The following is a 19,607-nucleotide window of genomic DNA, read 5'->3' on the forward strand; positions in this document are numbered from 1 at the left end:
GTGACGTCAAGCTGCGCTGCCTGCGATCCGAAGTCGGCAGCGCCGTTGACCGCCCGAGATCACGCCGATCCCAGGCCGCCATCGACGGCGACCACCTGACCGGTGACCCACGCCGAAGCGGGTCCGGCGAGCTGGACGATCCATTCAGCGACATCATCGGGCACGCCGCGGCGGCCGAGCGGGATGCTGGCGCGCTCCTGTTCCTCGACCGCTGAAGCCTGCTCCGCCGACAATCCCATCATGCCCGTCAGTGCACCCGTCTCCGTTGGACCTGGTGCAACGGCGTTGACCCTGATCCCGAACGGGGCCAGCTCCAGGGCCCAGCATCGCGTCAGGTGCTCCACGGCGGCTTTGCTGGCCGCGTAGTGAGATAGTCCCGCCGCGGCCTTGTGCCCGAAGGTGCTGGAGACGTTGACGATCGCACCGCGCCTTGACTTGAGGTGAGGAAGCGCTGCCGACGCAAGCAGACTTGGGCCGAGCACGTTGACGGCGAAGATGTCTGTGATGCGATCGGCGGTCGCATCGGCGAGCGGCAGGATCGCGCCGGCGCCGGCATTGTTGACCAGCGCGTCGAGGCGGCCCCATTTGTCGAGTGCCTTCGCGATGGTTCGCTTGGCGTCTTCGGCGGACGCCGCATCCGCCGTCATTCCCACAACATTCTCGTGTTGCAGCATGGTCTCCTGGATCAGGCTCGCCCGGCGGCCGGTGATGAGCACCTGGTAGCCCTGTTTCGCGAAGCGCAGCGCCGCCGCCCGGCCGATACCTGAAGTGCCGCCAGTGACGACGACGACCTTTTGATCTTGCATGTTCTTGTCTCTCGTGCGGCCGACCGCACCAATTGGTCAGAGTTTGCAGGTCGCGGCGGCCGAATCTCGATGTTGCGGCCGCCGTGATGGGCGTGACCCGGAAGGGGCGCGCTCGATTATCCCGGGCGCGCGCTCCGGTTCAGTCTGTCCTTGGTGGTCAGTAGTCCCAGAACACCGGCACCCAGCGGAAGGCATCGCCGGCGGCCGCGACGTGACCGACCGATGGGAACGGCATATGCGTGGCCACCAGCAGCTCGCCGCTCTCCGCGAGCTCCCGCAAAAGCCGGATGCGAACGCGCGCCGCTTCCTCAGGGTCGTGCTCGAAGCCATTGTGCCACTCGGGTTGATCGAACCCGACCGCAAACACGGCATCGCCGGCGAATGTCAGCGCTTCACCGCCGGACGCCACGCGAACCACGCTATGTCCGGGCGTGTGACCGCCGGTGCGACGAACGACGACACCAGGTGCAACCTCGTGATGCTCGTCAAACTTCCGGATCTGGCTGCCGTACATCTTCACGAATTGCTTGGCGGCGGCCCGGAGCGCATCGGGGAAACCTTGCGGCATGTTGGTATGGGTGAAATCGGGGGACTCCCAGAACCTGACCTCGGCGGCGGCGACGTGGATCTGCAGGTCCTTGCGCAGGCGCTCCTTCACGCCGTCGACCAGCAAGCCACCGACGTGATCCATGTGCATGTGAGTCAGCACGAGATCGGTCACGGACGAAAGGTCGATGCCGGCGGCCTCCAGCCGCTTGATCAATTGTCCGGCGCGCGGCAAATGCAAGTCGGGATCGGACCCCAGTCCGGCGTCGATGAGGATCGTCTTGTCGCCACTTCGCACGATCACCGCATTCAGTGCCCAGTCGAAGGCATCCTGAGGCAGGAACATCTCGTTCAGCCAGGCGGCCCGGACTCCCGGGTCTGCGTTGTGCGCCAGCATGGTGGTCGGGAGCGGCAGCACGCCGTCACTGACCACCAGCACGTCGATGTCGCCGATGCGCACCGCGTAGCGCGACGGGACGAGCTCTTCGGGTTTCGCGGCAATGGAAGCGTTGTGAAGGTTCATGTTGGTCTCCTTTTCGAGGTTGGGGGTAGTTTGCTAGAGCGCAGTGACGCGCTCGGGGTCGGCGGAGGCGAGCGCTGCGGCACGCTCGGCCTTGGGCGGATAGATCCAGACCGTGTTGATTTCCTGCTTGGTCTTCTTGGCGACGTCGCCGACCATCTCGACTGTGCGCTCCCAGCCGCGGGTGAACAGCGCGCCGGCTTCGCCAAGGTCGAGGCAGGTGACGTAGGCTTTCTGGTGATAGGGTCTGGTCGGAACGCCCAGCAGCTCGGCGGCGGCGTTGTTGCCGGCGAAGGCGCCCATCCGGGTCGCGTGCTGACACGACATCAGCGCGTAATTGCCGACATCGTCACACGCGGCCCGTGCGGCGTCGCCGGTGGCGAAGACGCCGCTCACCGATGGCACGCGAAGATCACGGTCGACGAGCAGCCGGCCGAACTGGTCGCGTTCGGCAGGGATCTGCGCCGTCAACGGAGCCGCGCGCATGCCGGCGGCCCAGATCACGGTCTCGCATTCGATATGCTCGCCGTTGGAAAGCGTGACGCCGGACTTGTCGAGCGAAGTCACGCCGACACCGAGCCTGGTCTCGATGCCGAGCTTGCGCAGTGCCTCCTCGATGACGGGGCGGGGGCCTGCGCCCATGTCCGGGGCGATCGCCTCGTTGCGGTCGACAATCACCACGCGCAGCTGGGCCTCCTTGCCGAGAATCTTGCGCAGGCGCGACGGCACTTCGGTCGCCGCCTCGATGCCGGTAAATCCGCCGCCTGCGACGACGACGGTGTTGCGTGCCTTCGAGGCTTGGCGGCTCGACAGCCCGTGGAGGTGACGATCGAGCGCGACGGCATCATCGAGCTGGTCGACGCTGAAACCATGCTCGGCAAGGCCGGGAACGTTCGGCCGAAACAGCCGGCTGCCGGTGGCGACCACCAGCCGGTCGTAGGACAGCTTCTTCCGGGTGCCTTGCGCGCCAGCGACCTCAACCACCTTGGACCTGGTATCGATCGCCTCGGCATGGCCTTTGACATAGACGACGTCGATCGACTTGAGGACGTCTTGCAGCGGTGCGGTCAGGGTCTCGGGGTTCGGTTCGTAGAGCCGCGGGCGAACCACGAGCGTCGGTTCGGGCGCGACGAGCGCGATCTCGAGCTTGTCCGGCGAAGCGCCCTGGATGTCGCGCAAGCGGGCTGCTGAAAGGGCGGCATACATGCCGGCGAAGCCGGCGCCAATGATGACGATGCGCATTATGAATGATCCTTGATTGGTGCGATTGCGATGAGGGCGGGATTAGGCCGTCACGAATCTGAGCAAGTCGGCATTGACGATGTCGGGATGGGTCGTGCACAGGCCGTGCGGCAGCAGGTCGTAGACCTTCAGCGTGCTGTGCTTCAGCAGCCGGGCCGACAGCGGTGCCGAGTCGGCCGCGGGGACGATCTGGTCGTCGCCGCCGTGCAGGACGAGCGTCGGCACCGCGATGCTCTTCAGGTCTTCGCTGAAATCGGTTTCGGAGAAGGCCTTGATACCGTCGTAATGGGCCTTGCTGCTGCCCGTCATGCCTTGACGCCACCAGTTCCAGATGGCGGCTTGTGAGGGCTCGGCGCCCGGACGATTGTAGCCGTAGAAGGGGCCGCTTGCGAATTCGAAATAGAATTGCGACCTGTTGGCGGCGAGCCGCCGGCGCAAGCCCTCGAACACGTCAAGCGGCAGCCCACCGGGATTGGACTCGGTTTTCAGCATCAAAGGCGGCACGGCGCCGATCAGCACGAGCTTGGCGACGCGATCCCGGCCATGGCGCGCCACGTATCGGGTCGCCTCGCCGCCACCGGTGGAATGGCCGACGTGGATGGCGTTGCGAAGATCGAGGTGCTCGGCGAGTGCGGCGACGTCGGCGGCGTAATGGTCCATGTCGTGACCGTCGCTGACCTGGCTCGAACGGCCATGGCCGCGGCGATCATGCGCGATCACGCGAAAACCCTTGCCGAGGAAGAACAGCATCTGGGCGTCCCAGTCGTCGGCGCTGAGCGGCCAGCCGTGGTGGAAGACGATCGGCTGCGCCGACTTCGGTCCCCAGTCCTTGTAGAAGATCCGGACGCCGTCGCTGGTGGTGACGAAGCTTGCACCGTCGCTCTTGCCGATCGAGAGGGCGGCGCTCTTGGAGTCGCGACCTACTGCCGAGGTGGAGCGGACGGTCAACGACGCCGTGTACAGAAGCGTTGTTGCCAGGATGTTTCGTCGCGAGGAGCTCGCGAGCCGGCTGACGGATGTTATCAAATGCATTTGCTGCTCCATTGCAGGTGTGGGGGCACGATGGATGTCTAGCGAACTGGATTTGCGCGTGCCCCAGCGCGATTGCCGCGATTGCAGCGCGATTGCTGCTATCGCGCGCGCCGCCGCCAATCGCTCGGCGATTCCCCGGTCAGCTTTCGAAACGCCGCGGCAAAGGCGGTCTGCGAGGAATAGCCAAGGGCGGCGGCGATCGAGACGACCGACTCGTCGGTGTCGCGCAGCATGTTCATGGCTTGCTCGAGCCGGTGCTGGCGCAGCCAGGCATGCGGGGAAAGCCCGGTGCTGTCCTTGAAGGCGCGGCAGAAGTGAAAGCGCGACAAGCCGGCCTCGGCGGCAAGCGCTGCGAGCGAGACGTCGGAATCACTGTCGGAGCGCAACCGCTCGATCGCCCGAAGCAAAGTCTTCGGCGCGAGCCCGCCCCTGGCGGGCGCGATCGTGCCGGGCGAGCCGGTGTGCGCTGCCAGGAGACGCGTCGCCAGCAAATCCATGAGTTGCTGTCTGAACAGCGTATCCAGCGCCTCGTTTCCTTCCAGCACGTCCGCCGCGCTCAGGAGCAGACGGGACGTGACTGGATCGGGATGCGCGGTTCGCTCCAGGAGTTCGGGCGATACGCCGGTTGCGGCTTCGTCGGCAACGCGCCTCAGCGTTGTCTGCGGAAGGTAGAGCTGAACGACGTCGACGGGTTTCGGAATGTCCCAACGGGAGCTCGATCCCTCGGGAATAATGATCACCGCTCCCGGACGAAACGTCCCGATTGCGATGTCCTTTCCGGACCGCCGCTCCATGCGTTGGACAACGCCGTTGTAAGCCATGATGACGTGGTGGCTCATGGGCGCGACGACGTCGTGCAATGGTTCGTGCTTCCAGTGCGCAATGCCTGCGCCGGACGAATCCAATGCCATGCGAAAGGGAAGCGTGCCGAGCACGCGCGCCATCTCCACGTCGGCAGCGGGCCGATCTCCTGTCAGGTCGCGCTGCACGCGGGACGCGGCCGGGATTTCGCCCGGAGAGTCGCGCAAGACGACTTTGCTCATGGCTTTGCTCGTGTAGCGACGCGTCGCCGATGGGCGACAAGGCGATCATCGTTTCAGCCGCCGCGGAGCGGGGCCGAACGGCAGGTCTGGCGATCTCTGCGCATAGGGCTGGATCGGGTCCGGAGGCGATGCGTCGAGGTTCCGATGCCGTTGATCTACGGGTTCTAAGCGGCGCGAAGACCTGTGTCTTTCCTGATCCTGCCGTGCGCTGCCTGATCCTGCTTCGCGCAGGCCCGGGCGCGCCGCTTGCGTGCGTTTGTGAAAAGCCGTGATGTCGACGTCTCGGTTCGGACGGCCCCTCACGGCGTCAGGGCACCAACCGATCGCTCTGAAATGTTTGACGAATTCTGCCGAGAATCGATCGTGGGGCGAAGCAAATGGCCCTCCGGAGTGCGACGTCGTCAATCGTGGACAGCGGTGGGTGAATACCCATATACGACTCTCGAAACGGCAGGTTGCTGTGGCCTGCTCCTCGGCTCACAGAAGAGACATGGGATGATCAGGACAGGTGCGTACGGTGAACGGGTCGGAGCATTCCTCCGTCTCGGTGAAGTGCCGCCCACGCTGATGACCCGGTCACTGCGCAATGCCGAGATCGCAGTGACAGAAACGCGGAACGACGATCCCATGGTGGGTCTGTCCGGTTCGTTTGCCGCGGAGGATGCCTATCTCGTCAGCCTGAAATTGCGCGACTATCCGGAGTGCGAGATCTGGGAGCAAGGTCGCCACCTCACGAAGGCCGATGTCCATGCCGGCACGACCTATCTGTACGATCTCAAGGCCGACCCCCGCTACTTGATCGACAAGCCGTTTCACTCGCTGCATTTCTACGTGCCGCGTCCGGCGCTCGATGGTCTCGCCGATCAATCGGGGGCGCGGCGCATCGATGCGCTCGACTGCAGTCCCGTCGGACACGATGATGCCGTCGTCCGTCATATCGGCGCTTGCTTGCGCGAGGGACTGCGCCGGCCGGACGAGGCCAACCAGCTCTTCATCGATCACATGATGCTGGCGCTTACGGCTCATGTCGCGGAAACCTACGGAGGGTTTCAACACAAGGTCGAGACCAGCCGCGGCGCGCTTGCACCATGGCAGCTTGCGCGCGCATGCGACAAACTTGAAGCAGATCTCGGCGGCAAGGTGCCGTTGCAGGCTATCGCTACGGAGCTCGGCCTCTCCGTCAGCCATTTCTCGCGTGCGTTTCGCGCTGCGACCGGCCTGCCGCCGTATCGCTGGCTCCTGCATCATCGCGTGAGAACCGCCAAGCGGCTGCTGAGTAAGCGCGGTCCGTCGCTTTCCGAGGTTGCTATTTCGGTCGGCTTTGCCAACCAGAGCCACTTCACGCGGGTCTTCTCCGCGATAGCAGGCGTCAGCCCGGGTGCATGGCGGCGCGATGCGCTGGGTACAGTAAGCGGCGAAGGTTAGGCACTCTTCGTCCCGCCCTTACGGCACAAGCGTGATCACCTCGTAGACCACGACGGCGGCGCCGAGACAGCGACGCCAGGGATTGACGCCGCGGATAATCTCGTCGGCGCCCCAGATGACGAGTCCGCCTTTCACGACCATCGTGAGGACGAAACTGGCACTGCCCTGGGAAGGCCAAATCCAAAGCAGAAGGCCCGCGACGATCACGATCCATAGAACGAGATTGGGCCACTGCGCGATGGTGATGGCACCGGTGTCGCGGCTCCGAAAGAACCAATCGAGCAATCGGCGCACGATCACGGGCCGATCAGAGCACGACTTCACCTTCCTCGCGTCCCTTCCAATAGGTGATGCGGCTGGCCTTGACCTTGATCAGAATGATGCCTGGCGTGTCGATACCCTTATCGAACCATTCATCGAGATCGCTGGTCCAGTGCCGCTGGAAGGCGCCCTTGTCGCGAATCAGCTCGGCCGTGCCTTCGACGGCCACGTAGATCCCCTCCGAGAAGAGCCCTGCTTCCGATGAAAATCCGAGCGCGACTTTCGGATTTCGTTGGATGTCCGATACGGTGCGCGTCTGCTCGTAGGCGAAGTAATAGGACGTGCCATCGTAGGAGACGTCACCATTGTTGCTCATCGGACGATTGGCGATCTCGCCGTTGTCGGTATGGGTCGAGAGAATGGCGATGTCGATGCCGGCCATGTCCTTTGCGATCTCGGCGAGTTCAGTCTTGTCCATGAATTGTCCTCCGGTCTGGCCTAGGCAACGGCGCGAACAAGCCCACGTTCCCTTTCGGCCCGGCTCTCCCGCCCAAAAGAAAACCGCCCCCGACATGGTCAGGGGCGGTTTTGAAATCAGTCGGGATCAGTGACCCGTGCCGGGCTTGGTGGTCTTCGGGGCCTTGCCGTCTTCCACGCGGCCCTCGTTGCGAAGATCGCGTCCCTCTTGAGCCTTGCGCTGGCTCGCGGGATCCTTGCCGTGCTCGTTCATCTCTTCCTTGATGTAGCCGGCGCCTTCCTTGATCTTGCCTTCAACGCTCATGATGTTCTCCTTCTATATGGGAGACAACGCGTTGGCGGGGTGACCGTTCCGCCGTCAGACAGCTGCACAAGCGAGGACCCAAGGGACGATGCGTGAAGGCAATGTGGGGCGGCCGCCCGCTCCCAAGCAGGGTCTCGACACCTCGCGGGGCGCCACATTGCAACGAGAGTGAAGTTTTCCTCTCGCGTCGGCTTCAGCTCTTCAGTCTCGCGTAAAGATGATGGGGGGCCTCGGTATGGATCCCCGGCTCTCCGGAGTTGCCTTGGCGTAGGATGCGCGCGCTGCGACAATTGTTCAACATAAGTATGCCTTGCCTGTGATCGATGTCACAGCCACTGCGCTTGCCTTTTGGCAGGCTGGGCTTAGGCTGCGCATTCATATTCGGGGCCGCGATGGGCGCTCTTCGCTGGTTTTCACTGTTCTTTTTCTTCATCTGTCTCAGCTGTGGTGTAGCGCAAGCCGAGCGCCGCGTCGCGCTGGTGGTTGGCAATTCGGCCTATAAGAGCGTCGCCAGGCTCACCAATCCGTCAAACGACGCAGCCCTGGTCGGTGCAATGTTCAAGAAGGCCGGATTTGACTGGGTCGACGCCAGGACCGATCTCAACGGCGCAGAAATGCGCAAGGCTCTGCGGGACTTTGGTGCACGGGCGCGGGATGCCGACGTTGCTGTCATCTATTATGCGGGGCATGGCATCGAGCTTGACGGGACGAATTACCTGATCCCCATCGACGCCACGCTGGAAACTGACAGCGACGTTCTCGACGAGACCGTAGGTCTCGACCGTGCGCTGTTCGCCGTCGAGCCTGCGAAGCAGCTCCGACTCATCATTCTGGACGCGTGTCGCGACAATCCGTTCGCGAAGACGATGAAGCGGACGGTTGCCGCCCGTGCCATTGGACGCGGCCTTGCCAAGGTGGAACTGACCAGCCCGAACACGATGATCGCCTTCGCGGCGAAGGCGGGGTCGACAGCCTCGGACGGTGATTCCAGGAATAGCCCCTTCGCCGCGGCTCTCGTTGAGCGGTTGCCGATCCCCGGACTTGATCTTCGCAAGGCCTTCGGTTTCGTCCGCGACGATGTGCTCAAGAGCACCGGCTACAAGCAGGAGCCCTATGTTTACGGTTCCCTTGGTGGGGACGACGTGCCTTTGGTTGCGGCAAAACCAGTCGTCACCGCGCCGCAGCCGAACCCTCAGGATGCGGTCCGCCGGGATTATGAGCTCGCGCTTCAAATCGGCACCCGGGAAGTCTGGGCCGCATTCCTGGCTCAATATCCGGATGGGTTTTACGCCAGCCTTGCAAAGGGGCAGCTGAATCGCATCGCGGCCGAAGAGGCGCGTGCCGCAGCCACGGAGAAGGCGCGGCTGGCTGAGGAGGAGAAGGCGCGGCTCGCAGCGGATAGAGCCCAGAAGGCGGAGCAGGACAAAGCCGCCGCGGCGGCGAAGGCCGCAGAGAATGCCCGGATCGCCGCGGAGAAAGCGAAGCAGGTCGAGGAGGCCAGGGCCGCCGCGGCAGAACAACGGCGCAAGGAGGCGGAGGCCGCGGTGGCAAAGGCCTTGGCCGACAAGGCGGTTGCGGAGAAAGCGTTGGCCGACAAGATCGCCAACGACAAGGCGGCTGCCGAACTGGCCGCGAAGGAGGCGGCCGCCAGGAAGGCGCAGGACGGTGGAGAGCTGAAGGTTGCGACTGTTGCGCCGACGTCGTCTCAGCCGAGCTTGTCGCCGCAAGAGATGGCGAAGGCGGTGCAGACGGAATTGCGGCGCGTCGGATGCCTCTCTGCGCCTGCCGACGGCGACTGGAAGGCGTCCTCGCAGCGGTCCCTCGCGATGTTCAACAAATACGCAGGCACCAAGCTCGAGGCGAACAATGCCACGATCGACGCGCTTGATGCGGTCAAGGCCAAGCCGGGGCGGGTTTGTCCGCTGATCTGCGACCGAGGTTTCAGGGCCGACGGCGACAATTGCGTCAAGATCGCCTGCCGTGCCGGCTATCGCGTCAATGACGACAACGAATGCGAGAAGGTTCAGGACAAAAAGCCCACGGCGAGCCGCGATCAGTCCAGGGCGCGCGATGCTGAACGCAAGAGCGACGAAGCGGCGCCCGCCAAGCCCCAGTCATCAGGCCAGATGATCTGCAATCAGGCCGGCTGCCGTCCCGTCGCTCGCGGCTGTAGACTCGTTGCCGACAGCACCGCCGGGATTGGCAACGCAGCCGGGATCAGCGGGCGCTCGCGCGAGGTGTGCAATTGATGCGGTGACGGGCGCTGCACTGCTAAAACTGATACCGCCGCAAGCCCCCATCCACCGGGATCACCGTTCCCGTGATGTAGCGCGCCACCGGTGAGGCCAGGAACACCGCGAGTGCCGCCAGATCTTCCGGCTCGCCCCAATAGCCGACGGGAATCTCTTCCTCGGCAAAGCGCTCGCGATAATCAGGCGCGTAGTTGCGGCGGATCTGCTCGCTCATGATGCGGCCGGGCGGGATGCAGTTGATGGTGATGCCGTGCTCGCCGATCTCGCGCGACAGGCCCTTGGCCCAGGCGTGGACCGCTGCCTTGGCGGCGAAGGCGGCGTTGAGGCCCTCGGGTTCGGACTTGCCGGTGATGTTGACGATGCGGCCCCATTTGCGCGCGATCATCTGCGGCAGCAGCGCATGCGCGATGCGGCGGTAGCTGGTGAAGTTCAGCGCGAACGCCTCGTCCCATTTGCTGTCAGGCGCATCGACCGGCAGCGGACGGCTGCCGCCGGCATTGTTGATGAGAATGTCGACATGACCGAGCTCCTTCTGCGCGAAGGCTGCGATCCGCTCGGCCGCATCCTTCGCCATCACGTCCTGCTCGAACGGCGTGATCAGCCCGGAGCCTTCCTCCTTCACCAGCTCGGCGAGAAGATCGGTGCGCCGCGCCACGCCGACGACGCGCACGCCCTCGGCGGCGAGGCCCTTGGCGATGGCGCGGCCGATGCCGATGCTCGCGCCGGTGACGACAGCGGTTTTCGATTTGAGCCCGAGGTCCATGGTCACACGCTCTCTTGTCTGGTTCTTGCTTGTTGCTGGTCGTTTCCTGCCCGTCCCGCGGGCCTTGCGAATTGCCTGAGCGGGACGAGCAGTGGTAACCAAGAGCGGCGTTGAAGGAAACACGAAAAAAAGAAGGCGTTGAGCGATGGTCTGGGATCCGCAGCAATATCTGAAATTCTCCGGCCACCGGCTGCGGCCCGCCGTAGACCTCCTGATGCGGATTCCGGATTTTGGCCCGCGCGAAATCGCCGATCTCGGCGCGGGCGCCGGCAACGTGACGAAACTGATCAAGGAGCGTTGGCCTGAAGCGAGCGTGACCGGCGTCGAGGGCTCAGCCGAAATGGTCGCGGCGGGGCGCAAGGCGGCGCCGAATGTGGAATGGTCTCATGAAGACCTCGGCCATTGGCGCCCGGCCGGGCGATTTGACCTGATCTATTCCAATGCCGCACTGCACTGGTTGCCCAATCATGCGGCATTGTTTCCGTCGGTCATGGAGAAGGTGAAGCCTGGCGGCATGCTTGCGGTGCAGATGCCGCGCAACTTTCTGGCGCCCTCCCATGTGCTGATCGGCGAGACCGCGCTCGATGGTCCGTGGCGGTCCAAGGTCGAGCATCTGGTCACGCCGCCGCCGGTCGAGGGGCCGGCCTTCTATCATGATCTGCTTGCGCCGATGTCTGATAATATCGACATCTGGGAGACCGAATATCTGCAGGTGCTCGAAGGCGAGAACCCCGTCAAGGAATGGACCAAGGGGACCTGGCTGACGCGCTATCTCGACGTGCTCGCAGGCGAGGAGAAGACCGCATTCGAAGCCGCCTACGGCGCGCGGGTTGCGAAGGCCTATCCGAAGAATGCGGCGGGGCAGACCCTGTTCCCGTTCCGTCGCCTGTTCATGGTCGCCCAGCGCAAGAACTGAGGCCTTGCCGCAATGCGACATAAGCGCTCGTTCGGTTGAACGGGCGCGGATGGCGGGTTGCGTAGGCAGCTTTCGTCAAGATAGCTTGGCTGCGGCAAATTGGGCTTAGGTCTAGTTGTTCGGCTTGCGGATTACTGCCACTACTAACCTGTAAAACAAAAAGAACTCGATTTTCGAGGTTGTTGGGGAGGTCTTCATGCGCAAACTGCTTCTCGCGGTCGCGGCGGCCGCGCTGGTTCTGGCCCCTGCCGTTGGGCAGGCGCAAACTCCGATCGTCATCAAATTCAGCCACGTCGTCGCCAACGACACCCCGAAAGGGAAGGGTGCGCTGAAGTTCAAGGAACTCGCCGAGAAATACACCGACGGCAAGGTCAAGGTCGAGATCTACCCGAACTCCACGCTCTACAAGGACAAGGAAGAGATCGAGGCGCTGCAGCTCGGCTCGGTGCAGATACTTGCGCCCTCGACCGCGAAATTCGCGCCGCTCGGCATCAAGGAGTTCGAGGCGCTCGACCTGCCCTGGCTGTTCAAGGACGACCAGACCTATTCCAACGCGATGAAGGGCACGGTTGGAAAGTGGCTGTTCCAGAAGCTCGAGGCCAAGGGGATAACGGGGCTCGCTTATTGGGACAATGGCTTCCACATGGTCTCTTCGAATCGCCCGCTGGTGAAGCCGACCGATTTCCAGGGCTTGAAGGTCCGCATCTCCGGATCGAAGGTCGCGGACCAGTATTTCCGCCTGCTCGGGACGATCCCGCAGATCATGGCGTTCTCCGAAGTCTACCAGGCGCTGCAGACCGGCGTGGTGGACGGCTGCGAGAACACTGCGTCCAACTACCTGACGCAGAAATTCTACGAGGTGCAGAAGGACATCACCGTGTCCTATCACGCGCATCTGCAATATGCCGTCATCGTCAATTCGAAATTCTGGTCGGGGCTGCCGCCCGACATCCGTACCCAGCTCGACAAGGCGATGGCGGATGCGACCGACTACACCAATTCGATCGCGCGCAAGGAGAACGAGGACGCGCTGGCCGAAATCAAGAAGACCGGCAAGACAACGCTGCATTATCTGACCGACGCCGATCGCAAGGCCTGGCAGGAGGCGATGCAGCCGACCTATAAATGGGCAAAGGGCAGGGTCGGGCAAGAGGTGCTCGATCTCGTCGCCAAGGAACTCGACGTCAAGATGAACTGACGGCCGCGTCCCAACAAGAACATAGCAACGGTCGGGGGTGATCGCACTCCCGGCCGTTTCGCTCTTGAATGGACGAGCCAATGCTGGGGGGACGAAGTTGCTGCGTGTGCTGAATCGTGTGCTCGATCATCTCGAGGAATGGCTGATCGCGACGATGATCGCGGCTGCGACGTCGCTCATCTTCGTCGCCGTGCTGCACCGCTACGGCGCCGGGCTTTCGATCGACATCGCCAAATGGGCGGAAGCCCGCAACCTGACCTTCCTCGCCGTCCCGATGCGGGCTGCGTTCGTCTGGCTCGCCGCGCTCGATCTGTCCTGGGCGCAGGAACTCTGCATCTACATGTTCATCTGGATGGCGAAGTTCGGCGCCGCCTATGGCGTGCGGACCGGCATCCATGTCGGCGTCGACGTGCTGGTCAACATCCTGCCCGGCGGGTCGCGCCGGCGCGTCATCACCTTTGGCTTGTTGTGCGGCGCGCTCTTCACCGCCATCGTCGCCTATTTCGGCGCCGCTTTCGTCGGCCAGATGTGGCAGACCGGCCAGCAGTCCAACGATCTCGAGGCGCCGATGTGGATGGTGTATCTCACCATCCCGCTCGGCTCCGGCCTGATGTGCTTCCGCTTCCTGCAGGTCGCCTGGTCGTTCTACCGGACCGGCGAGCTGCCGCATCACGACATGGCCGGCGTCGAAGGCGTCGAGGTGGATCCGGTGCATCCTGCCCCGGTGACGCCCACCCAGGTCGTCCGGGACGAGCGCAGCCCGCTCGGCTGGATCCTGATGCTGCTGCCGGTCCTGATCGTCGCCTTGTGCTTCGCTCATTCGGCTCACGTCATCACGCTGCCGCAGGGTCTGCGCGTCGTCATCGTGTTCGCGCTGCTGCTGTCCTTGATGCTGACGGGCATGCCGATCTCGATCGCGCTCGGTCTCACCGTGCTCAGCTTCATGTTCACGCTGACCGATGTGCGAACGGAATCGGTGGCGCTGAAGCTGTTCACCGGCATCGAGAATTTCGAGATCATGGCGATCCCGTTCTTCATCCTCGCCGGAAACTTCCTGACCCATGGCGGCGTGGCGCGGCGGATGATCAATTTCGCAACCTCGCTGGTCGGCCATTGGTACGGCGGTCTGGCGCTGTCGGGGGTGGTCGCCTGCGCGCTGTTCGCCGCGATCTCCGGCTCTTCGCCGGCAACCGTGGTGGCGATCGGCTCGGTGATCCTGCCTGCGATGGTCGCGCAAGGCTTCCCGAAGCGGTTCGGCGCCGGCGTGATCACGACGTCGGGCTCGCTCGGAATTCTCATTCCGCCGTCGATCCCGATGGTTCTCTACGCCGTCTCCACCAACAGTTCGGTGGGCAAGCTGTTCATCGCGGGCATCATACCAGGACTCGTGCTCGCGCTCCTGCTTGGGGCTACGACCTTCTACCGGGCCTGGCGCAACGACTATCCGCGGATGCCGAAGGCGACGTTCATGCAGCGCGTCGATGCGTTCCGCAAGTCGATCTGGGGCATCCTGCTGATCGTGATCGTGATCGGGGGCATCTATAGCGGCCTGTTCACGCCGACCGAGGCCGCCGCCGTCAGCGCGGTCTACGCCTTCATCGTCGCGGTGTTCATCTACAAGGATTTGAAGCTGCGGGACGTGCCGCGGGTGCTGCTATCCTCGGCAAACCTTTCGGCGATGCTGCTCTATATCATCACCAACGCCGTGCTGTTCTCGTTCCTGATGACCTACGAGAACGTGCCGCAAGCTCTGGCGCAGTGGATGATCGACCAGGGCCTGGGGTGGATCGGCTTCCTGCTGATCGTCAACCTCCTGCTGCTAGTTGCGGGCAACGTGATGGAGCCGTCCTCGATCATCCTGATCATGGCCCCGATCCTGTTTCCGGTCGCGGTCAAGCTCGGCATCGATCCCATTCATTTCGGCATCCTGATGACGGTCAACATGGAGGTCGGCCTCTGCCATCCGCCTGTCGGCCTCAATCTCTACGTCGCATCGGGCATAGCCAAGATGGGCATCACCGAGCTCACGGTCGCGGTGTGGCCGTGGCTGCTGACGATGCTGGGATTCCTGGTGGTGGTGACCTACTGGCCAGGCCTGTCGTTGTGGTTGCCGAGACTGCTCGGGATGTAATGTGGGCGAAGGACCACGCATGGCTAACGCGCGGTTAACCCGCGCGCTAAAATGCCGGCGCGGTGCGACGCTCCCCTTTTTACGGATGTGAGGTAGGACCATGCCAGGAGATGGGAGCTGGCATGTTCTTCGACAGAATGGAATCCGGACGGGCGTCGATTTCCGACGCCGTCTATATGGAAGTCATCGGTGGCCTTCACGGCACCACGATGCCGAACATTCTCGCGGCCGCCTGCCTCGCAATGGTCGGCGCCATCACGACCTACGAGACCGGAGACATCTTGACGGCGATCCTGACGGTCGCCGGTGTCGTGGTGGCGATCGTCCGTCTGTTCGAAATTCTTGCTTTCCGCCGTCGTCTCACGCGTTCACCGCAGCTCGATCGGGCCGAGGCCGCGACCTGGGAGCGGCGCTACATCGCCGGCACCGTTGCGACGGCGTTGGTGCTTGGCGTGTTCGCCGCGCGTAGCGTCGTGCTGGGTGATGCGCTCTGCTCCGTGATGGCGATCGGGATCGGATTCGGCTTCGGCGCCGGCGTGGTGGCGCGGCTGGCGCTGCGTCCCGTCGCGGCGCTGCTCGATCTGGTTGCGATCGCCGGGCCTACCGCGATCGTCACGTTCATGCAGCCGGATCTGCGCCACGTCGGCCTCGGGCTCCTCATTCTGATGTACGTGGTCGCGAGTTTCGAGATGGTGCGGTTGAGCTTCAACGCCTCGATCAGCCAGATCACGCTGAAGCGGAAATTCGAGCAGCTCGCGCGCTTGGATTCGATGACCGGCGTCTCCAACCGCTCGGTACTGGCGGCGGACCTGCCCCTGATGCTGTCAGCCGGGATGGTTGCGGTCCATACGCTCGATCTCGATCGCTTCAAGGAGGCCAACGACCGGTTCGGCCATCCCGCGGGGGACGCGCTGCTGAAGCAGGTCGCCGGGCGGCTCAAGGCGCTCGTCACGCCAGACGACCTGTTGATCCGCATGGGCGGCGACGAATTCGTCCTGGTTCAGCACGCGGCGGCTGATGCGGAGGCGATGGCGCAGCGCATCGTGCAGTCGATCAGCGCACCCTACGACGTCGACGGACAGGTGATCGAGCTCGGCGCCAGCGTCGGCGTTGCCGTCGCGCCGGACGACGGGCGCACCGCGGAAGCGCTGCTGTCGCGCTCCGACAAGGCACTGTACCGGGCCAAGCAAAGTCGCGGCGGCTATGTGCTGGCGCGCGAGTTGCGGGTGGCGGAAGCGGCTGTTGCAGCGGCGGTGACCGAAGGATTGGCCGCGCAAGCGGCATAGACGGCGCAGCTTCTTCCAAAGGGGAGGAGCGAAGAAGAATCCACTGTCCTTTCGCCTCTGCCGCAATGGCAATCGCCTGCGAGATGCGGTTAGATGCCCTGCGACGAGCCGGGAGGACGCAAACGTGACAGAAGCCAGCAACGAGCCGAAGGACGCGAGCGCGTCCGTCATCGCGCAGCAAGCGGCGATGCTGAACGCTCTGCCGTTTTCCGACACGCGGGATTTCGACGACGCCGCGCGCGGCTTCCTCGGCACGATCGACAATGCGGCCATCACGAACCCGCAGGGCCGGATGGTCTGGAGCCTCGAGCCTTACGGATTCCTGTCCACGGAAGAGGCGCCGGCCACGGTCAATCCGAGCCTGTGGCGGCAGTCGCGGCTGAACATGCAGCACGGCCTGTTCGAGGTCGTGCCCGGCGTCTACCAGGTGCGCGGGCTCGACATCGCCAACATGACGCTGATCGAGGGCGACAGCGGCGTCATCGTCGTCGACACTCTGACCTCGATCGAAGGCGCCCGGGCCGCGCTCGATCTCTATTTCAGGCATCGCGGCCTGAAGCCGGTCGCGGCCGTCATCTTCACGCACACCCACACCGACCATTGGGGCGGGGCGCGCGGCGTGCTGGAGGAGGATGCGCTGGCCACGGCCAGCGTGCCGATCATCGCGCCGAACCTGTTCATGGAGCACGCGGTGTCCGAGAACATCATCGCAGGCCCCGCGATGCTGCGCCGTGCCCAGTATCAGTTCGGGCCGTTGCTCGCCAAGGGCGCGCGGGGGCAGGTCGATTGCGGGCTCGGCAAGTCGATGGCGGCAGGATCGGTTGCGCTGCTGCGCCCGACCGACCTGATCATGGCGACCGGCGACAGGCGCGTCATCGACGGCGTCGAGTTCGAATTCCAGATGGCGCCGAACAGCGAAGCGCCGGCGGAGATGCATTTCTTCATCCCGCGCTACAGGGTGCTGAACCTCTCCGAGAACTGCACCCACAATTTCCACAATCTGCTGCCGTTCCGCGGCGCCGACGTGCGCGACGCGCTGGCCTGGTCGAAATATCTGGGCGAGGCTTTGCAGCTCTGGGACGGCAAGGCGGAGGCGATGTGCGGCCAGCATCACTGGCCGGTGTGGGGACGTGAGCGCATCGGCACGATGATCCGGCAGCAGCGCGACCTCTACAAATTCGCGCACGACCAGACCATCCGCCTGATGAACCACGGCCTCACCGCCGCCGAGATCGCCGAGACGATCCAGTTGCCGAAGAGCCTGGAAGGCGCCTGGCACGGCCGCGGCTATTACGGCCACATCCGGCACAATGTGAAGGCGATCTACCAGAAATATCTCGGCTGGTACGACGCCAACCCGGTCAATCTCGATCCGCTGCCGCCGGTGCAGTCCGGAAGGAAATATGTCGAATACATGGGCGGCGCCGACGCCATCCTGGCGCGCGCGCGTGCGGATTTCGACAAGGGTGAATTCCGCTTCGTCGCCCAAGTGCTCGGCCATCTCGTCTTCGCCGAGCCTGATCATGCGGCGGCGCGCGCTCTGCTCGCCGACACGCTGGAGCAGCTCGGCTACGCCGCCGAAAGCGCGACCTGGCGCAACGCCTATCTGTTCGGCGCGCAGGAATTGCGCCTGGGCATGCCGAAGGTGCCGGCGCGCCCGCCGATGCCGCGCGAAACGCTGGCTGCGCTGCGCACCGGGCAGCTCTGGGACGTACTCGGCATCCGCCTCAATGGTCCGAAGGCGGAAGGAAAGCACATCGTGCTGAACTGGAATTTCTCCGATACAGGCGAGACCTTCGTGCTCAATCTGGAGAACTGCGCGCTGACCTACGCCGAGGGCGTGCAGGCGGACGGCGCCGATGCCAGCTTCACGCTGGCGCGCTCCACGCTCGACGAGGTGATCGCCAAGCTGACGAGCTTTCCGGAGGCGGTCGCGGCCGGCAAGGTCAAGCTCGCGGGCAACCCGATGAAGCTCGCCGAACTGATGGGCCTGATGGACGAGTTTCCTCGGATGTTCGAGATCGTGGAGCCGAAGCGGGCGGTGGTGAGGTAGGGGCAATATCTCTTCCCTTCTCCCCTTGTGGGAGAAGGTGGCGCGAAGCGCCGGATGAGGGGTGTCTCGCCACTGCGAGAGCTTCAATGCGGAAGCAACCCCTCACCCAAGCGCATGTGCCGCTACCTTCTCGAAGCCCTCTCCCACAAGGGGAGAGGGCAATTCGACTGGCTGTGGTGTAGAAGTGCTACTCCGCGCTGCTCACCAGCTTGATCCGCGGCGCCTTCTCCTCGGCGAGGCTGCGGTAGGCCGCGAGATAGTCGAGCGCCATGCGCCGTGCCGTGAAACGCGTTTCGAACTGTTTGCGGATGACGGCGCGGTCGAGCTGGGCGAGGCGGCCGACGACGCCGGCGGCGCTGAGAACGTCCTCGACGACGAATCCGGTCAGCCCCTCGTCGATGATCTCGGGCACCGAGCCGCGGTTGAAGGCAACGATCGGCGTGCCGCAGGCCATGGCTTCGATCATCACGAGGCCGAACGGCTCCGGCCAGTCGATCGGCAGCAAAAGGCCAAGCGCGCCGCTCAAGAATTCCGACTTCTCGTGATCGCCGATCTCGCCGATGAATTCCACCAGCGGATTGTTTTCGATCATCGGCCGGATCAGCTCGTCGTAGTAATCCTGATCGGCACGATCGACCTTGGCCGCGATCTTCAGCGGAATGCCGCAATGGGTCGCGATCTTGATGGCGCGGTCGACGCCCTTCTCGGGCGCGATGCGGCCGAGCACGGCGAGATATTCCTGCTTCGCCGGCCGCGGCGTCAGCAAATTCTCCGGCAGGCCGTGATGAATCGTCCGCACCCAGTTCGCCTGCGGCACGGGCCGCCGCTGCGCATTGGAGATCGAGATGACGGGCATCTTGGAGAAGGTGTTGAAGACCGGCTGATGCTCCGGGAGATCAAGACGGCCGTGCAGCGTGGTCAGGAACGGCGTCGGCTGCCGGTGGAACAATGACCACGGATAATAGTCGAGATGGAAGTGGAGGAAGTCGAACTCCTCGTCGTCACACTTCTGCCGCACACGCTCCAGCAGCACCATGTGCAGCGCATTAGGATCGCGCACGGAGCCGTCGAGGCGAAGCGCTCGCGGCCACAGCGCATCCAGCTTGGCTGATGTCTGCGAGTCACCGCTGGCAAACAGTGTCACGTCGTGACCCAAGGCTACCAGTTCTTCCGTCAACCAATGTACCACCCGCTCGGTGCCGCCATACAGCTTGGGGGGAACAGCTTCCGTCAACGGAGCTACCTGCGCGATGCGCATCTCACCATCTCCTCTATCATGGAGTTAAAGCCCCCGCCGTGTCTCGGCACCGGCATGCCAAGCTGGGAACGTTCTCGCACTTGCGAAGTTCCTT

At 63.9% G+C, this 19,607-nt stretch carries 17 protein-coding genes and 1 pseudogene; 8 read left to right on the forward strand and 10 right to left on the reverse strand.

Features of this window, described 5'->3' with window-relative positions:
- Window positions 1-59 precede the first annotated feature (59 nt).
- From CIT40_RS09970 to CIT40_RS09990, 5 genes are all read right to left on the reverse strand, one after another.
- Window positions 60-806: an SDR family NAD(P)-dependent oxidoreductase gene (locus CIT40_RS09970; protein ID WP_094892275.1), complete on the reverse strand. Its 747-nt coding sequence runs from the start codon at window positions 804-806 to the stop codon at window positions 60-62.
- A gap of 157 nt (window positions 807-963) precedes the next feature.
- On the reverse strand, window positions 964-1,875 hold the full coding sequence (locus tag CIT40_RS09975; protein ID WP_094892276.1) for an MBL fold metallo-hydrolase: 912 nt from the start codon (window positions 1,873-1,875) through the stop codon (window positions 964-966).
- A 33-nt stretch (window positions 1,876-1,908) separates the two neighbouring features.
- On the reverse strand, window positions 1,909-3,114 hold the full coding sequence (locus tag CIT40_RS09980; RefSeq protein ID WP_094892277.1) for an NAD(P)/FAD-dependent oxidoreductase: 1,206 nt from the start codon (window positions 3,112-3,114) through the stop codon (window positions 1,909-1,911).
- A gap of 42 nt (window positions 3,115-3,156) precedes the next feature.
- On the reverse strand, window positions 3,157-4,146 hold the full coding sequence (locus tag CIT40_RS09985; protein ID WP_094892403.1) for an alpha/beta fold hydrolase: 990 nt from the start codon (window positions 4,144-4,146) through the stop codon (window positions 3,157-3,159).
- 98 nt (window positions 4,147-4,244) lie between these two features.
- A complete protein-coding gene (locus CIT40_RS09990; RefSeq protein ID WP_094892278.1) occupies window positions 4,245-5,189 on the reverse strand; it encodes a helix-turn-helix transcriptional regulator in 945 nt (314 codons plus the stop codon).
- 495 nt (window positions 5,190-5,684) lie between these two features.
- Between CIT40_RS09990 and CIT40_RS09995 the strand changes: the two genes are divergently transcribed.
- Entirely contained in the window at window positions 5,685-6,614 is a 930-nt protein-coding gene (locus CIT40_RS09995) for a helix-turn-helix domain-containing protein (RefSeq protein ID WP_094892279.1), read from the forward strand.
- Between the two features lie 18 nt (window positions 6,615-6,632).
- Here the strand turns inward: CIT40_RS09995 and CIT40_RS10000 are convergent, their stop codons facing one another.
- From CIT40_RS10000 to CIT40_RS10010, 3 genes are all read right to left on the reverse strand, one after another.
- Window positions 6,633-6,914: a hypothetical protein gene (locus CIT40_RS10000; RefSeq protein WP_334265246.1), complete on the reverse strand. Its 282-nt coding sequence runs from the start codon at window positions 6,912-6,914 to the stop codon at window positions 6,633-6,635.
- A 7-nt stretch (window positions 6,915-6,921) separates the two neighbouring features.
- The gene (locus CIT40_RS10005) at window positions 6,922-7,353 is read right to left on the reverse strand and encodes a pyridoxamine 5'-phosphate oxidase family protein (protein WP_094892280.1); all 432 of its coding nucleotides are present in this window, start codon (window positions 7,351-7,353) and stop codon (window positions 6,922-6,924) included.
- 126 nt (window positions 7,354-7,479) lie between these two features.
- The gene (locus tag CIT40_RS10010; protein WP_167443336.1) at window positions 7,480-7,656 is read right to left on the reverse strand and encodes a hypothetical protein; all 177 of its coding nucleotides are present in this window, start codon (window positions 7,654-7,656) and stop codon (window positions 7,480-7,482) included.
- 392 nt (window positions 7,657-8,048) lie between these two features.
- Between CIT40_RS10010 and CIT40_RS10015 the strand changes: the two genes are divergently transcribed.
- Window positions 8,049-9,905, forward strand: a complete 1,857-nt coding sequence (locus CIT40_RS10015; RefSeq protein ID WP_094892281.1) for a caspase family protein — start codon at window positions 8,049-8,051, stop codon at window positions 9,903-9,905.
- A 22-nt stretch (window positions 9,906-9,927) separates the two neighbouring features.
- On the opposite strand, the gene CIT40_RS10020 is transcribed toward CIT40_RS10015, so the two are convergent.
- Window positions 9,928-10,671, reverse strand: a complete 744-nt coding sequence (locus tag CIT40_RS10020) for an SDR family NAD(P)-dependent oxidoreductase (protein WP_094892282.1) — start codon at window positions 10,669-10,671, stop codon at window positions 9,928-9,930.
- Between the two features lie 145 nt (window positions 10,672-10,816).
- Between CIT40_RS10020 and CIT40_RS10025 the strand changes: the two genes are divergently transcribed.
- The 6 genes and pseudogenes from CIT40_RS10025 (at window position 10,817) to CIT40_RS10050 (ending at window position 18,255) form a co-directional block, all read left to right on the forward strand.
- Window positions 10,817-11,587: a methyltransferase domain-containing protein gene (locus CIT40_RS10025; protein WP_094892283.1), complete on the forward strand. Its 771-nt coding sequence runs from the start codon at window positions 10,817-10,819 to the stop codon at window positions 11,585-11,587.
- A 196-nt stretch (window positions 11,588-11,783) separates the two neighbouring features.
- Window positions 11,784-12,785 carry a DctP family TRAP transporter solute-binding subunit gene (locus CIT40_RS10030; RefSeq protein WP_094892284.1) on the forward strand — a complete coding sequence of 334 codons (1,002 nt, stop codon included), beginning with the start codon at window positions 11,784-11,786 and terminating at the stop codon, window positions 12,783-12,785.
- A 274-nt stretch (window positions 12,786-13,059) separates the two neighbouring features.
- Window positions 13,060-13,371, forward strand: a pseudogene (locus tag CIT40_RS10035) (TRAP transporter small permease); the annotation flags it as partial.
- Window positions 13,372-13,674: 303 nt separating this feature from the next.
- On the forward strand, window positions 13,675-14,916 hold the full coding sequence (locus CIT40_RS10040) for a TRAP transporter large permease (RefSeq protein WP_414645423.1): 1,242 nt from the start codon (window positions 13,675-13,677) through the stop codon (window positions 14,914-14,916).
- 122 nt (window positions 14,917-15,038) lie between these two features.
- Window positions 15,039-16,202 (forward strand): GGDEF domain-containing protein, encoded by a 1,164-nt coding sequence (locus CIT40_RS10045; protein WP_094892286.1) that lies wholly within the window; start codon window positions 15,039-15,041, stop codon window positions 16,200-16,202.
- A 124-nt stretch (window positions 16,203-16,326) separates the two neighbouring features.
- The gene (locus CIT40_RS10050; RefSeq protein WP_094892287.1) at window positions 16,327-18,255 is read left to right on the forward strand and encodes an alkyl/aryl-sulfatase; all 1,929 of its coding nucleotides are present in this window, start codon (window positions 16,327-16,329) and stop codon (window positions 18,253-18,255) included.
- A 187-nt stretch (window positions 18,256-18,442) separates the two neighbouring features.
- Here the strand turns inward: CIT40_RS10050 and CIT40_RS10055 are convergent, their stop codons facing one another.
- The gene (locus CIT40_RS10055; RefSeq protein ID WP_094892288.1) at window positions 18,443-19,513 is read right to left on the reverse strand and encodes a glycosyltransferase family 4 protein; all 1,071 of its coding nucleotides are present in this window, start codon (window positions 19,511-19,513) and stop codon (window positions 18,443-18,445) included.
- Between the last annotated feature and the right edge of the window lie 94 nt (window positions 19,514-19,607).

This window comes from Bradyrhizobium amphicarpaeae, assembly GCF_002266435.3.
GTDB lineage: Bacteria > Pseudomonadota > Alphaproteobacteria > Rhizobiales > Xanthobacteraceae > Bradyrhizobium > Bradyrhizobium amphicarpaeae.

Coding starts and splice junctions, on each gene's coding strand:
- CIT40_RS10020 (WP_094892282.1), bottom strand. CDS start 10,671: ATGGACCTCGGGCTCAAATCGAAAACCGCTGTCGTCACCGGCGCGAGC.
- CIT40_RS09975 (WP_094892276.1), bottom strand. CDS start 1,875: ATGAACCTTCACAACGCTTCCATTGCCGCGAAACCCGAAGAGCTCGTC.
- CIT40_RS09990 (WP_094892278.1), bottom strand. CDS start 5,189: ATGAGCAAAGTCGTCTTGCGCGACTCTCCGGGCGAAATCCCGGCCGCG.
- CIT40_RS09985 (WP_094892403.1), bottom strand. CDS start 4,146: ATGCATTTGATAACATCCGTCAGCCGGCTCGCGAGCTCCTCGCGACGA.
- CIT40_RS10015 (WP_094892281.1), top strand. CDS start 8,049: ATGGGCGCTCTTCGCTGGTTTTCACTGTTCTTTTTCTTCATCTGTCTC.
- CIT40_RS10040 (WP_414645423.1), top strand. CDS start 13,675: ATGCTGACGGGCATGCCGATCTCGATCGCGCTCGGTCTCACCGTGCTC.
- CIT40_RS09970 (WP_094892275.1), bottom strand. CDS start 806: ATGCAAGATCAAAAGGTCGTCGTCGTCACTGGCGGCACTTCAGGTATC.
- CIT40_RS09995 (WP_094892279.1), top strand. CDS start 5,685: ATGATCAGGACAGGTGCGTACGGTGAACGGGTCGGAGCATTCCTCCGT.
- CIT40_RS10045 (WP_094892286.1), top strand. CDS start 15,039: ATGTTCTTCGACAGAATGGAATCCGGACGGGCGTCGATTTCCGACGCC.
- CIT40_RS10010 (WP_167443336.1), bottom strand. CDS start 7,656: ATGAGCGTTGAAGGCAAGATCAAGGAAGGCGCCGGCTACATCAAGGAA.
- CIT40_RS09980 (WP_094892277.1), bottom strand. CDS start 3,114: ATGCGCATCGTCATCATTGGCGCCGGCTTCGCCGGCATGTATGCCGCC.
- CIT40_RS10055 (WP_094892288.1), bottom strand. CDS start 19,513: ATGCGCATCGCGCAGGTAGCTCCGTTGACGGAAGCTGTTCCCCCCAAG.
- CIT40_RS10030 (WP_094892284.1), top strand. CDS start 11,784: ATGCGCAAACTGCTTCTCGCGGTCGCGGCGGCCGCGCTGGTTCTGGCC.
- CIT40_RS10005 (WP_094892280.1), bottom strand. CDS start 7,353: ATGGACAAGACTGAACTCGCCGAGATCGCAAAGGACATGGCCGGCATC.
- CIT40_RS10025 (WP_094892283.1), top strand. CDS start 10,817: ATGGTCTGGGATCCGCAGCAATATCTGAAATTCTCCGGCCACCGGCTG.